At 69.5% G+C, this 13,284-nt stretch carries 12 protein-coding genes and 1 rRNA gene; 2 read left to right on the forward strand and 11 right to left on the reverse strand.

Translation table 11 applies throughout. The features are described from left to right. The 4 genes from ACH4TL_RS00005 to thyX form a co-directional block, all read right to left on the reverse strand. Nucleotides 1-282 (reverse strand): 16S ribosomal RNA (locus ACH4TL_RS00005); the annotation flags it as partial. A 528-nt stretch (nt 283-810) separates the two neighbouring features. Then, a complete protein-coding gene (locus ACH4TL_RS00010) occupies nt 811-2,496 on the reverse strand; it encodes a ribonuclease J (RefSeq protein WP_398322879.1) in 1,686 nt (561 codons plus the stop codon). 124 nt (nt 2,497-2,620) lie between these two features. Further along, entirely contained in the window at nt 2,621-3,520 is a 900-nt protein-coding gene (gene dapA, locus ACH4TL_RS00015; RefSeq protein WP_398322877.1) for a 4-hydroxy-tetrahydrodipicolinate synthase, read from the reverse strand. Between the two features lie 169 nt (nt 3,521-3,689). Continuing rightward, on the reverse strand, nt 3,690-4,442 hold the full coding sequence (gene thyX, locus ACH4TL_RS00020; RefSeq protein WP_398322874.1) for an FAD-dependent thymidylate synthase: 753 nt from the start codon (nt 4,440-4,442) through the stop codon (nt 3,690-3,692). A 199-nt stretch (nt 4,443-4,641) separates the two neighbouring features. Between thyX and ACH4TL_RS00025 the strand changes: the two genes are divergently transcribed. Both ACH4TL_RS00025 and ACH4TL_RS00030 read left to right on the forward strand, forming a co-directional pair. After that, a complete protein-coding gene (locus ACH4TL_RS00025; protein WP_398322871.1) occupies nt 4,642-4,878 on the forward strand; it encodes a hypothetical protein in 237 nt (78 codons plus the stop codon). Nucleotides 4,879-4,942: 64 nt separating this feature from the next. Further along, complete coding sequence (locus tag ACH4TL_RS00030) at nt 4,943-5,515, forward strand: hypothetical protein (RefSeq protein WP_398322868.1); 573 nt, start codon at nt 4,943-4,945, stop codon at nt 5,513-5,515. Here the strand turns inward: ACH4TL_RS00030 and ACH4TL_RS00035 are convergent. From ACH4TL_RS00035 to ACH4TL_RS00065, 7 genes are all read right to left on the reverse strand, one after another. Then, nucleotides 5,512-5,979, reverse strand: coding sequence for a hypothetical protein (locus tag ACH4TL_RS00035; protein WP_398322865.1), 468 nt, complete (start codon nt 5,977-5,979; stop codon nt 5,512-5,514). The genes ACH4TL_RS00030 and ACH4TL_RS00035 overlap by 4 nt on opposite strands. A gap of 10 nt (nt 5,980-5,989) precedes the next feature. Next, nucleotides 5,990-6,742: a 4-hydroxy-tetrahydrodipicolinate reductase gene (gene dapB / locus ACH4TL_RS00040; protein ID WP_398322862.1), complete on the reverse strand. Its 753-nt coding sequence runs from the start codon at nt 6,740-6,742 to the stop codon at nt 5,990-5,992. Between the two features lie 55 nt (nt 6,743-6,797). Then, the gene (locus ACH4TL_RS00045) at nt 6,798-8,177 is read right to left on the reverse strand and encodes a M16 family metallopeptidase (RefSeq protein WP_398322859.1); all 1,380 of its coding nucleotides are present in this window, start codon (nt 8,175-8,177) and stop codon (nt 6,798-6,800) included. Beyond that, nucleotides 8,174-10,429: a polyribonucleotide nucleotidyltransferase gene (locus tag ACH4TL_RS00050; RefSeq protein ID WP_398322856.1), complete on the reverse strand. Its 2,256-nt coding sequence runs from the start codon at nt 10,427-10,429 to the stop codon at nt 8,174-8,176. The genes ACH4TL_RS00045 and ACH4TL_RS00050 overlap by 4 nt, the downstream gene beginning before the upstream one ends. A 398-nt stretch (nt 10,430-10,827) precedes the next feature. Next, a complete protein-coding gene (gene rpsO / locus ACH4TL_RS00055) occupies nt 10,828-11,115 on the reverse strand; it encodes a 30S ribosomal protein S15 (protein ID WP_398322853.1) in 288 nt (95 codons plus the stop codon). 225 nt (nt 11,116-11,340) lie between these two features. After that, nucleotides 11,341-12,921, reverse strand: a complete 1,581-nt coding sequence (locus tag ACH4TL_RS00060) for an amidase (protein WP_398322850.1) — start codon at nt 12,919-12,921, stop codon at nt 11,341-11,343. After that, nucleotides 12,921-13,211 (reverse strand): hypothetical protein, encoded by a 291-nt coding sequence (locus ACH4TL_RS00065; protein WP_398322846.1) that lies wholly within the window; start codon nt 13,209-13,211, stop codon nt 12,921-12,923. The genes ACH4TL_RS00060 and ACH4TL_RS00065 overlap by 1 nt, the downstream gene beginning before the upstream one ends. Nucleotides 13,212-13,284 lie beyond the last annotated feature (73 nt).

Below are 13,284 nucleotides of genomic sequence, written 5' to 3' on the forward strand. Positions count from 1 at the left end.
CTACCCGTCGTCGCCTTGGTAGGCCATCACCCCACCAACAAGCTGATAGGCCGCGGGCTCATCCTTCACCGCCGGAGCTTTCCATCACCAGACCATGCGGCCGGTGATCATATCCGGTATTAGACCCCGTTTCCAGGGCTTGTCCCAGAGTGAAGGGCAGATTGCCCACGTGTTACTCACCCGTTCGCCACTAATCCACCCCGAAGGGCTTCATCGTTCGACTTGCATGTGTTAAGCACGCCGCCAGCGTTCGTCCTGAGCCAGGATCAAACTCTCCGTGAATGCTTCCGGGTAATCCCGGTGAACACCACGAGAGCGGAACAAGCCGGAGGAATAGTCCAGCCTGTTCACAGCGTCCTCGCTGTGTGTTTCTTCAAAGGAACCTCGTCCACGATCCGAAGACCGTTTGGACGGGGTATCAACATATCTGGCGTTGACTTTTGGCACGCTGTTGAGTTCTCAAGGAACGATCGCTTCCTTTGAAACCGTATCACCGGTTTCTCCGGGCGCTTCCCTCCGGCCCTTCCGGGCCTTTCGTGTTTCCAACCTTACCAGATCCGTTTTCCGTTCCGTTTCCGGTCCGAATTCCGTTTCCGGTGGCCGTTAGAGGGCCTTCCCTTTCGGTGTCCCCGACTTTATCAGAATTCTCTGAGTCGGATTCCCAACCCCGCCTCCGGGCTCCTCCGGAGCGGTGTTGACTGCTCCGGGTTCCCCCTCTGGCGGAGCCGTAAACGTACTGGAGCGGGGCTCCTCGATGCAAATCGAGGAGCCCCGCCCGGGGTTCAGCGCCCTCCTGGGGCTGAGGTCGCGTCAGACCTCGACCACCACGGGGAGGATCATCGGGCGCCGGCGGTAGCTGTCGGACACCCACTTGCCGACGGCGCGGCGTACGAGCTGCTGGATCTGGTGCGAGTCCGCGACGCCGTCGGAGGCCGCCTTGGCCAGGGAGTCCTCGATCTTCGGGAGGACCGCGGAGAAGGCCCCGTCCTCGATGCCGGACCCTCTGGCCTGGATGTGCGGACCACCCACGATCTTGCCGGTCGTGCTGTCCACGACCACGAAGACCGAGATGATGCCCTCCTCGCCGAGGATGCGGCGGTCCTTGAGCGAGCTTTCGGTGACGTCGCCGACCGAGAGGCCGTCCACGTACACATAGCCCGCCTGCACCTTGCCGGTGATCTTCGCGATGCCGTCGACGAGGTCGACCACCACTCCGTCCTCGGCGATCACACAGCGGTTCTTCGGGACCCCGGTCAGGGCGCCCAGTTCGGCGTTGGCGCGCAGATGGCGCCATTCGCCGTGGACCGGCATCAGGTTCTTGGGCTTGCAGATGTTGTAGAAGTACAGCAGTTCACCGGCCGACGCGTGGCCGGAGACGTGCACCTTGGCGTTGCCCTTGTGGACGACGTTGGCGCCCCAGCGCGTGAGTCCGTTGATGACGCGGTAGACCGCGTTCTCGTTGCCCGGGATGAGCGACGACGCCAGGATCACCGTGTCGCCCGGGACGATGCGGATCTGATGATCGCGGTTGGCCATCCGGGACAGCGCCGCCATCGGTTCGCCCTGGGAGCCGGTGCAGACGAGCACCACCTCGTCGTCCGGGAGGTCGTCGAGGGTCTTCACGTCCACCACGAGGCCCGCCGGGACCCGTAGATAGCCCAGGTCGCGGGCGATCCCCATGTTGCGGACCATCGAGCGGCCGACGAAGGCCACCCGGCGCCCGTACTCATGGGCCGCGTCCAGGATCTGCTGGATGCGGTGCACATGGCTGGCGAAGCTCGCGACGATGATGCGCTTCTGGGCGCTCGCGAAGACCTGGCCCAGCACGTTGGAGATCTCGCGCTCCGGCGGGACGAAGCCGGGGACCTCGGCGTTCGTGGAGTCCGACAGGAGCAGGTCGATGCCCTCCTCGCCGAGCTTGGCGAAGGCGGGCAGGTCGGTAAGGCGGCCGTCCAGCGGCAGCTGGTCCATCTTGAAGTCGCCAGTGTGCACGGCGAGCCCGGCCGGGGTGCGGATGGCGACCGCGAGGGCATCCGGGATGGAGTGGTTGACCGCCACGAACTCGCACTCGAAGGGGCCGATCCGCTCGAGGTTCCCCTCCTCCACCTCCAGCGTGTACGGGCGGATCCGGTGCTCCTGGAGCTTCGCCTCGATCAGGGCGAGGGTGAGCTTGGAGCCGATCAGCGGGATGTCCGGCTTCTCGCGGAGCAGGAACGGCACGCCGCCGATGTGGTCCTCGTGCCCGTGGGTGAGCACGATGCCGTCGATGTCGTCGAGACGGTCCCGGATGGACGTGAAGTCCGGCAGGATCAAGTCGACTCCGGGCTGCTCCTCCTCGGGGAAGAGCACCCCGCAGTCGACGATCAGCAGCCGGCCACCGTATTCGAAGACCGTCATGTTGCGGCCGATCTCGCCGAGGCCCCCGAGGGGGGTGACGCGCAGGCCACCCTCCGGGAGCTTCGGCGGCGGGCCGAGCTCAGGATGCGGATGACTCAAAAGACTCTCCTCACCACGCGCGCCACATGCCCCCTGGGGCACGTGGCGCGCGTGACATTCGTGCACTTGCTGATGTGTCTGTATGCAGTTGTGAAGTATGAAGGTGCGACGGTCGCTTCTTTGACTAGAGCTGTACCCCGCCAGCGGCAAGATCGCGCTTGAGCTGTTCCGTTTCCTCGGGGGTCAGGTCCACGAGCGGCAGGCGCAGCGGGCCCGCGGGCAGGCCCTGGAGGGCGAGCGCGGCCTTCGACGTGATGACGCCCTGGGTGCGGAACATCCCGGTGAAGACCGGGAGCAGCTGCTGGTGGATCTCCGTTGCCTTCGCGACGTCGCCCTGGAGGTGGGCTTCGAGCATCGCGCGCAGCTCGGGGCTGACGAGGTGGCCCACGACGGAGACGAAGCCCACGGCGCCGACCGACAGCAGCGGCAGGTTCAGCATGTCGTCGCCGGAGTACCAGGCGAGGCGGCTGCGGGCGATGGCCCAGCTGGCACGGCCGAGGTCGCCCTTGGCGTCCTTGTTGGCGACGATGCGCGGGTGCTCGGCGAGCCGGACCATGGTCTCGGTGCCGATCGGGACGCCGCTGCGGCCGGGGATGTCGTAGAGCATGACCGGCAGGCCGGTGGCGTTCGCGATCGCGGTGAAGTGCTGGAGGATGCCCTCCTGCGGGGGCTTGCTGTAGTACGGCGTGACGGCGAGCAGGCCATGGGCACCCGCCTGCTCCGCCGCGCGGGCCAGCTCGACGCTGTGCCTGGTGTCGTTGGTGCCGGCTCCGGCTACGACGTGGGCGCGGTCGCCGACCGCCTCCACCACGGCTCGCACGAGCTCGGCTTTCTCCACATCGCTGGTGGTCGGGGACTCGCCGGTGGTGCCGTTGACGATCAGGCCGTCATTGCCGGCGTCCACCAGATGAGTGGCGAGCCGCTGGGCGCCGTCGAGGTCGAGCGCTCCGTCAGCGGTGAACGGCGTGACCATGGCGGTCAGCACCCGCCCGAAAGGGGTCTGCGATGTGGATGTCGGTGCCATGGGCACCACGCTACTCGTAGCGCGCCCCGCGGCGCTCGCTCGGGGCGGCGGAACAGAGCCACCAGAGAGGACCCGGCACTGCCTGCTCGGGGGTTCAAGCAGTGCCGGGCCCCTTTGTTCAGCCTAGATGAACTTCTCGAAACGCCGCAATACGGACACTTCGCTCGCGCTACGGAGCGACCCGGCCATTGGCGTTGAACGCGGCGTGCGTGAGCGGCATCAGCCCGGCCCACGCCTCCTCCATCTTCTCCCCCACCATCTCGATCTCCCGCTGCGGGAAGGACGGCACGGCGGCCTGCTCGTGCTGGGTGCGCAGACCAAGGAAGTGCATCAGCGAGCGAGCGTTGCACGTCGCGTACATCGAGGAGAACAGACCGACCGGGAGCACCGCGCGGGCCACCTCGCGGGCGACCCCGGCGGCCAGCATCTCCTGGTACGCCTCGTACGCGTGCCGGTAGGCGTCCTCCATCGCGCGGCCGGTCAGCGCGTGCTGCTCGGCGGTGCCCTCGACGAACTCGTACTTGCCGGGGCGGCCCTGCTGGACCAGCTTGCGGTCCTCGCCGGGCACATAGAAGACCGGCTCCAGACGGCGGTAGCGGCCGGACTCCTCGTTGTACGACCAGCCCACGCGGTGCCGCATGAACTCGCGGAAGACGAAGATCGGGGCGCTGATGAAGAAGGTCATCGAGTTGTGCTCGAACGGGCTGCCGTGCCGGTCGCGCATCAGGTAGTTGATCAACCCCTTGGAGCGCTCCGGGTCCTTCGTCAGCTCGTCGAGGGACTGCTCACCCGCGGTGGACACCCTCGCGGCCCACAGGACGTCGGTGTCGGCGGCGCTGTGCTTCACCAGCTCGACGGTCACATCGCTGCGGAAACTGGCCTTCTCGGTCTCGGCCGGGCTCTCGGCGGGGGTCTCGCTCACCGACGGGTCCTTCCATATCGCATCGCTCTGGGGCGCGCCCAGCTTACGGGCCACCACCGACAGGTCCGCGCCGCCGGACCCCCGCGGCCCCCTCGCAGAAAATTTTGACTGAAGTTCTTGGATCAGGGCACCAGGATGGTCGTTCACACGTCCTACACACTGAAGTACCCGCGCCCGAGGTTCCAAGGAGAGCCCGCTCATGTTCCGCCGGCGAGAGCCTGTCCCGTTCGCCTTCGTCGCCGAAGCCGACCGCTTCCGCAGTAATGTCAACCCTCCACCCCGCCCCAGGGCGTCCCGGTCCGAGATAACCGGCCGGACGCTGATGGGGCTGACGATCGTCGCCGGGTTTGTCGGCGCCCTGATGTTCGGGATGCCCGCGCTGGACACCCAGTCGCATCCCACGCAGCAGGTGCAGGAGGCATCGAACGGGCGCTGAGCTGCGCTGAGATAGCCTCACTCAGCACAGACCAATTGGACGTGTGTGTGAGTGAGGACATCTCGTGCCCCTGCCCTTCCTGACTGCCGACCGCGCACATGACGACGACCGAGCGGGGCCCGAAGCGGCCCCGCTCTCGCGTGCCGACGTCCTGTACGAGGACCCGGGCCGCAAGCGCCGCCCGTACCGGCCGGGCCCCTGGAGGGTCGGCGGGTCGGCGGTACTCCTGCTGCTCGCCTCGTACCTGCTCTTCTCGGCGCTGATCATCGCCCTGGCGGGCTCCGGATCAGGCGCGGGGGTGTGCGTCGGCGCGGCCGCGCTGGTGATCGGCTTCGCGGTCCGGCTGGTGGGGGCGGGCGTCCGGACGAGCGAGCGGGAGCTGCGGCGTACCGGGCTGTTCTCGTCCACGACGGTCGCGTGGCAGGACGTCGCGTCGATCCGCAACGTCCAGCAGCCGGTGCGCCTGCTGGGCCTTCCGCACACGGTGCAGGGACAGGCGGTGCTGGTCGAGCGGGCCTCGGGCGGCGCCCCACTGACCTTGTTCACCAGCCATGACACCGATTTCCTGGGGCGCCCCGAGGCCTTCCGCGCGGCCGCCGACGCCCTCGGCGACCTCGCGGACCGGCACGGCCGCTAGCCGGTGCTGTCCGCGGCCCGGACCGGCTTGCCGTCGTGGAGGGCGATGGCACGCTGCATCGCCTTGCGGGCGCGGGCGGTGTCCCGGGCGTCGTGGTAGGCGACGGCGAGCCGGAACCAGGAGCGCCAGTCCTGCGGCGACGCCTCCGTCTCGGCCCGGCGCTTGGCGAAGACCGCGTCCGCCGAGTCCCGGTCGATGCGCCCGCCGGGCGTCCGGACCAGCTCGTCGACCGGAAGGCCGCCCTCGGCCTCCAGTTCGCGCGCGAGCCTGCCCGCGTTGCGCGCGAACTGGGTGGTCTGCCACAGGAACCAGCCGCCGATGAGCGGCAGCACCAGGACGGCCGCGCCATAGGCGATGGTCACCGGGGTGCCCTGCTGGATGAGCAGGATCCCGCGGTCGCCGACCAGCACGAAGTAGACGACCAGGACGGCCGCGAGGACGAAATACGTGATCTTTGCGCGCACCGGTGTGCCCTCAGTCCAGATCGAGGAAGTGTTCCAGGCCGAAGGTCAGGCCGGGGGTGGTGACCACACGCCGCGCGCCGAGCAGGATGCCCGGCATGAAGCTGCTGTGGTGAATCGAGTCATGGCGGATGGTGAGGGTCTCGCCCTCGCCGCCGAGCAGGACCTCCTGGTGGGCGAGGAGCCCGCGCAGCCGTACCGAGTGCACCGGCACCCCGTCCACCTCGGCGCCCCGCGCGCCGTCCAGCCCCGTGGCCGTCGCGTCCGGCTGCGGGGCGCAGCCCGCCTCGCGGCGGGCCTCGGCGATCAGCTGGGCGGTACGGGCCGCGGTGCCCGAGGGGGCGTCCACCTTGTTCGGGTGGTGCAGCTCGATGACCTCGACCGATTCGAAGAACCTGGCGGCCTGGCGGGCGAAGCGCATGGTCAGCACGGCGCCGATGGAGAAGTTCGGGGCGATGAGCACACCGGTGCGGGGCGAGGCGTCGAGCCAGCCGCGCAGCTGCGCGAGGCGCTCGTCGGTCCAGCCGGTGGTGCCGACGACGCCGTGGATGCCGTGCCGTACGCAGAAGTCGAGGTTGCCCATCACCGAGCCCGGGTCGGTCAGCTCGACCGCGACCTCGGCGCCCGCCTCGACCATGGCCTCCAGCTTGTCGCCCCGGCCCAGCGCGGCGACCAGTTCCATGTCCTCGGCGGCCTCGACGGCTCGTACGGCCTCGGAGCCGATCCGGCCCTTGGCACCGAGGACGGCCACGCGCAGCTTGCTCATCGTTCCTCTTCCTTCGTCTTCTCCGGCGGATTCTCCGGCCAGGCGGCTTCCCCGGCTAGGCGACGGCCTCGTCCAGCCGGGCCGCCTGCTTGTCCTTCAGCGGGCCGATGACCGACAGCGAAGGACGCTGCCCCAGTACATCGCGGGCCACCTCGCGCACCTCGTCCGGGGTGACCGACTGGATCCGGGCGAGCATGTCGTCCACCGACATCTGGTCGGCCCAGCACAGCTCGCTCTTGCCGATGCGGTTCATCAGCGCGCCGGTGTCCTCCAGGCCGAGCACCGTGGAGCCGCAGAGCTGGCCGACGGCGCGCCGCAGCTCCTCGTCGGTGAGGCCGTCGCGGGCGACCTGGTCCAGCTCGTCGCGGCAGATCTTGAGGACGTCGTGCACCTGGCTGGGGCGGCAGCCCGCGTAGACGCCGAAGAGTCCGCAGTCGGCGAAGCCGGAGTTGTAGGAGTAGACGCTGTAGGCGAGGCCGCGCTTCTCCCGGACCTCCTGGAAGAGCCTGGAGCTCATGCCGCCGCCGAGCGCCGTGTTGAGCACGCCGAGCGCCCAGCGCCGCTCGTCGGTGCGCGGGATGCCGGGCATGCCGAGGATGACGTGCGCCTGCTCGGTCTTGCGGTTCAGCAGCTCGACCCGGCCCGCGGTGCGGATCGGCCGGGAGCCGGAGCGCGGGGCGACCGGGTCCGCGTCGCCGCGGGTGAGGGCGCCCGCCTGTTCGAAGGCATCGCTGACCTGCGCCACGACCGTGTCGTGGTCGACGTTGCCCGCGGCGGCGACGACCAGGTGGGTCGGGTCGTAGTGCTTCTTGTAGAAGCGGGCGATCTGGTCGCGGCCGAGCCCGTTGACGGTGTCGACGGTGCCCAGGACCGGGCGGCCGAGCGGGGTGTCGCCGAGCATGGTGTGCGCGAACAGGTCGTGGACGCAGTCGCCCGGGTCGTCCTCGGTCATCGCGATCTCTTCGAGGACGACGCCGCGCTCGGCGTCCACGTCCGCCGCGTCGATCACCGAGCCGGTCAGCATGTCGCAGACGACGTCGATGGCCAGCGGCAGATCGGTGTCGAGCACCCGCGCGTAGTAGCAGGTGTACTCCTTGGCGGTGAACGCGTTCATCTCGCCGCCGACCGCGTCGATGGCCGCGGAGATGTCGAGCGCGCTGCGCCGCCGGGTGCCCTTGAAGAGCAGGTGTTCGAGGTAATGGGTGGCGCCGTTGAGCGTGGGGGTCTCGTCGCGGGAGCCCACGTGCGCCCAGATGCCGAAGGTCGCGGAGCGCACGGACGGCAGGGTCTCGGTGAGGATGCGCAGGCCGCTCGGGAGGGTGGTCCTGCGGACCGTCCCGATGCCGTTGTCGCCCGCGAGAAGCGTTTGGGTACGGGCGACGGCCCGCCCCTCCGAAGAGGTGCGGGCCGTCGTCACGTCGTCGCGATACTTCACTTGGCGCCCGCGGCGGAGCCGCTGTCGGACGCAGCGTCCTTCGCCTCGTCGTCCTTGTCGGCCTTGTCGTCCTCGCCCTCGATGACCGGGTGCAGCGACAGCTTGCCGCGCTGGTCGATCTCGGCGATCTCGACCTGCACCTTGGAGCCCACCGCGAGCACGTCCTCGACGTTCTCCACGCGCTTGCCGCCGGCCAGCTTGCGGATCTGCGAGATGTGCAGCAGCCCGTCCTTGCCCGGGAGCAGGGAGACGAAGGCGCCGAAGGTGGTGGTCTTCACGACCGTGCCCAGGTAGCGCTCGCCGACCTCGGGCATCGTCGGGTTGGCGATGCCGTTGATGGTCGCGCGGGCGGCCTCGGCGGCCGGGCCGTCGGCGGCACCGATGTAGATCGTGCCGTCGTCCTCGATGGTGATCTCGGCGCCGGTGTCCTCCTGGATCTGGTTGATCATCTTGCCCTTGGGGCCGATGACCTCACCGATCTTGTCCACCGGGATCTTGACGGTGATGATCCGCGGGGCGTTCGGGGACATCTCGTCCGGCGTGTCGATGGCCTCCATCATCACGTCGAGGATGTGCAGCCGGGCGTCGCGGGCCTGCTTGAGGGCCGCGGCCAGGACGGAGGCCGGGATGCCGTCCAGCTTGGTGTCCAGCTGGAGGGCGGTCACGAACTGCTTGGTGCCGGCGACCTTGAAGTCCATGTCACCGAACGCGTCCTCCGCACCGAGGATGTCGGTGAGGGTGACGTAGTGGGTCTCGCCGTCGATCTCCTGGGAGATCAGGCCCATCGCGATGCCCGCGACCGGGGCCTTCAGCGGCACACCGGCGTTCAGCAGCGACATCGTGGAGGCGCAGACCGAGCCCATGGAGGTCGAGCCGTTGGAGCCGAGCGCCTCGGAGACCTGGCGGATGGCGTACGGGAACTCCTCGCGCGTCGGCAGCACGGGCAGCAGCGCCCGCTCGGCCAGCGCGCCGTGGCCGATCTCGCGGCGCTTCGGGGAGCCGACGCGGCCGGTCTCACCGGTGGAGTACGGCGGGAAGTTGTAGTTGTGCATGTAGCGACGGCGCGTCTCGGGCGAGAGCGTGTCGAGCTGCTGCTCCATGCGCAGCATGTTCAGCGTGGTGACACCCAGGATCTGGGTCTCGCCGCGCTCGAACAGCGCTGAGCCGTGCACCCGCGGGATCGCCTCGACCTCGGCGGCGAGCGTACGGATGTCCGTGACGCCGCGGCCGTCGATGCGCTTCTTCTCCTTGATGACGCGCTCGCGCACCAGGGACTTGGTCAGCGAGCGGTACGCGGCGGAGATCTCCTTCTCGCGTCCCTCGAACTGCGGCAGCAGCTTCTCGGCGGCCAGCGCCTTGACGCGGTCCAGCTCGGCCTCGCGCTCCTGCTTGCCCGCGATGGTGAGCGCCTGGGACAGCTCGTCGCGGACGGCGGCGGTGAGCGCCTCCAGGACGTCGTCCTGGTAGTCCAGGAAGATCGGGAACTCGCCGGTGGGCTTGGCGGCCTTGGCGGCGAGGTCCGACTGGGCCTTGCACAGGACCTTGATGTACGGCTTGGCGGCCTCGAGGCCCGCCGCGACGATCTCCTCGGTCGGCGCCTCGGCGCCGTCCTTGACCAGCTGGATGGTCTGCTGGGTGGCCTCGGCCTCGACCATCATGATCGCGACGTCGCCGTCCTCCAGGACGCGACCGGCGACGACCATGTCGAAGACGGCGTCCTCCAGCTCGCTGTGGGTCGGGAAGGCGACCCACTGGCCCTTGATCAGGGCGACACGGGTGCCGCCGATCGGGCCGGAGAAGGGCAGGCCCGCGAGCTGGGTGGAGCAGGAGGCGGCGTTGATCGCGACCACGTCGTAGAGGTGGTCGGGGTTGAGCGCCATGATCGTCTCGACGACCTGGATCTCGTTGCGCAGGCCCTTCTTGAAGGACGGGCGCAGCGGGCGGTCGATCAGGCGGCAGGTGAGGATCGCGTCCTCGGAGGGGCGGCCCTCGCGCCGGAAGAACGAGCCGGGGATGCGCCCGGCGGCGTACATGCGCTCCTCGACGTCGACCGTCAGCGGGAAGAAGTCGAGCTGGTCCTTGGGGTTCTTCGAAGCGGTGGTGGCCGACAGCACCATGGTGTCGTCGTCCAGGTAGGCCACGGCCGAGCCGGCGGCCTGACGGGCCAGGCGGCCCGTCTCGAAGCGGATGGTGCGGGTGCCGAAGGCGCCGTTGTCGATGACGGCCTCGGCGTAGTGGGTCTCGTTCTCCACCAGGGAAATCTCCTCGTCTGCGTCCCCGTCCGTATGACGGTGGACGGTGGTGGAGCAGCGCCTCCGGGCCTTGCTGCCGGCAGCCGGGCCGGTCTTCGATCGAAGCCACCGGAATTGCCAGTTCCGGGAGCCACTACCGAGGACCGGCTCCTATGGCGCCGACGCGGCGGGAATGAGGCGCTCCTCCTCGTGCGTTATGGCGTTGTTGGGACCAGACTACAAAGCTTCCGCCATCATCACGATGGGCGTGTGGTCCGGTGTGTACGGGATGTAGCGGACAAAATACGCTCCGCACGGGCCGTGCGGTGTGCCGCCCGGGTTCGCGTACGGGCCACACGGGGCCGCGTACGGCAAAGGGAGCGGCCCCCTGACCCGGGAACCGCTCCCTCCACGACGACTTACTTGGCGCCCGCCGCACCGCGACGGATGCCGAGGCGCTCGACCAGCGCACGGAAGCGCGTGATGTCCTTCTTCGCCAGGTACTGGAGCAGCCGGCGGCGCTGGCCGACCAGCAGCAGCAGACCACGGCGGGAGTGGTGGTCGTGCTTGTGGGTCTTGAGGTGCTCGGTCAGGTCGGTGATACGACGCGAAAGCAGCGCGACCTGGACCTCCGGGGAGCCGGTGTCGCCTTCCTTCGTGGCGAACTCGGTCATGATCTGCTTCTTCGTAGCGGCGTCGAGCGACACACGTACTCCTTGGTTTCTCTGTTTCAGCCGCCGAGTGCCCCTGGTCGGTGTCTCAGGGGATCTTCCGTGACTCGGAAGGCGGGGTCCGCTGGGCGCTGTCTCCAGGGCCTTCGGGGAAGGCTCCGGGGGCGCGTACGCAAACGGCCAGCACACAGAGTACCAGTGTCCCGGACTCGTCCGGACGGGTACGCACCCTACCGCCGCTACGTGCTGGCGGCGGCGCCGCTACGCACTGGCCGCCGCGGCCTCCACGGCGTTCAGCAGCGGGCGGACGATCCGCTTGACGGGCTCCAGGGCCGGATCCACCGGGCGCCGCCGGTGCCAGTCGGTGACGGCCTGATAGGCGGCGACCACCTCCAGCAGGCGGTCCTCCTCGTACGGGGCGCCGCCGAGGATCGCGCCGGTCGGCACGCCCGCCGTGAAGCCTATGGGGAAACCGATCTCCGGAAGGCCCAGGATGTCGAACGGTACCGGGCTGGTCTGGAGCAGCACGTCGCAGTGGTCGAACGGGCCGTCGAGCACCGCGCGCAGCAGGTGGTGCTTGGCACGCTGCGCGGTGATCCACTCGTCGCCGGAGATCATCAGCCCCTGGAGCCAGCCCAGCACGGAGACGCCGAACTTCGTCAGGTCCTCGCGCAGCCAGTGCCGGAACGGCTCGGTCCGCTCGCTCAGGCGTGCGGCGTTGAACGCGCTGCCAGTCAGCAGCGACCAGTCGTCGGGGTAACGGACCTCCACGAGGGTGACGCCGGGCAGATCCGCCAGGGTGTCCAGCAGCGCCGAGCGCCGGGCGACGCCGTCGGTGAACCCCGGCGGCACCCCGATCCGGGTGCGACGGCGCAGCCGTACCTTCCCCTTGGGCGAGACCACGGGGGTGGCCGCGCGCACCAGATCGGGCAGCCGCGGCAGGCCCTGGGTCCGCGGATCCTCGGCGTCCGGCCCGGCCATGACGGCCAGCATGATCGCCGCGTCCATCGCGTCGCGGGCGATCGGACCGCAGTGGTCCCGGGTGTAGGAGAGCGGGATGACGCCGTTGAGGGAGACCCGGCCCATCGTGGGCTTCACGCCGGTGAGGTTCTGCCGGTTGGCCGGGTTGACGATGGAGCCGCCGGTCTGGGTGCCGATGGAGGACGACGCCATCCGGCCCGCGACCGCGCAGGCCGGCCCCGTGGACGAACCGCCCGGGTCGATGAGCGGATTGTCCGGCGTCCAGGCGTTGACGGTGGTGATCAGGCCGCTCGGCGTGGTGGCACGGGTAGTGGCCAGCGGTCCCATCTGTCCCTTGCCGAGCAGGATGCCGCCCGCCGTCTTGAGACGGGCGACGGCGGTGGCGTCGGTGACCGGCACGAAGTTCTCGAAGATGAAGGAGTTGGCGCGGGTGGGCACGCCCTTGGTGAAGTAGTTGTCCTTGACGCACAGCGGAACCCCGGCCAGGGGTCCGCCCTTTCCGTTCTTGTGAGCCCGGTCTGCCGCATAGGCAGAGAGCAGCGCCTGTTTGCCGGTCACTTCGGCGTACGCCTGGTACGTCTTGTCGTACTTATCGATGCGGTCCACGTATGCCTGGACGAGGTCCGCGGAGGTGAGGCGGCCGGTGCGGATCAGGACGACGGCCTCGGCGAGCGTGGCCTCCGTGGGATCGTGCCGCGCCGCCTCGCGCACCGGCAGGTCGGGCACGGCGACGGCGGGGGCGGGAGCGGGGGACTTACGTGCCGAGGCGGCGGCCGGTGCGACGGACGCGGCCATGGCGCCCCCGGCCCCGGCGGCGGCCGAAGCAGCGAGGAACGTACGGCGGTTGAGGTCCCGGCCCATCAGCGGTCCGCCTCCCCGGTCCAGGCGGTGGTGATCGACGGGTACGCGAGCGGGGCGGCCTCCTGCTGCGCGTACGCCGCCCCCAGCGCGCCGCCCACGCCGCCGGTCGGCGGCGTCCAGTCGGCCAGCGCGCCGGGCGTCGTGGCGACGAACTCCCGCAGCGCCAGCATGATCACGGCCCGGGTGGGCGTGCCGGTCTCGGGGTCGGCCACGTCGGGGAGCTGGTCGATGTCGACTCCGGCCAGTGCCAGTCGGGCCCGTATGTACGCGTCCAGCGCGTCGCTGTCCAAGGGTGTCTCCGGATGATCGCGTGGGTGGGGCGGGGTGAATCAATCAGCCCGGGATCACCGCGGAGTTGAGGCC

This window comes from Streptomyces sp. NPDC021115 (genome assembly GCF_044333065.1).
Taxonomy (GTDB): Bacteria; Actinomycetota; Actinomycetes; order Streptomycetales; family Streptomycetaceae; genus Streptomyces.

Excerpts from the sequence above, each read along its gene's own strand:
- dapB (WP_398322862.1), bottom strand. The coding sequence starts at position 6,742 with ATGAGCAAGCTGCGCGTGGCCGTCCTCGGTGCCAAGGGCCGGATCGGC.
- ACH4TL_RS00060 (WP_398322850.1), bottom strand. The coding sequence starts at position 12,921 with ATGGGCCGGGACCTCAACCGCCGTACGTTCCTCGCTGCTTCGGCCGCC.
- ACH4TL_RS00025 (WP_398322871.1), top strand. The coding sequence starts at position 4,642 with ATGTTCCGCCGGCGAGAGCCTGTCCCGTTCGCCTTCGTCGCCGAAGCC.
- dapA (WP_398322877.1), bottom strand. The coding sequence starts at position 3,520 with ATGGCACCGACATCCACATCGCAGACCCCTTTCGGGCGGGTGCTGACC.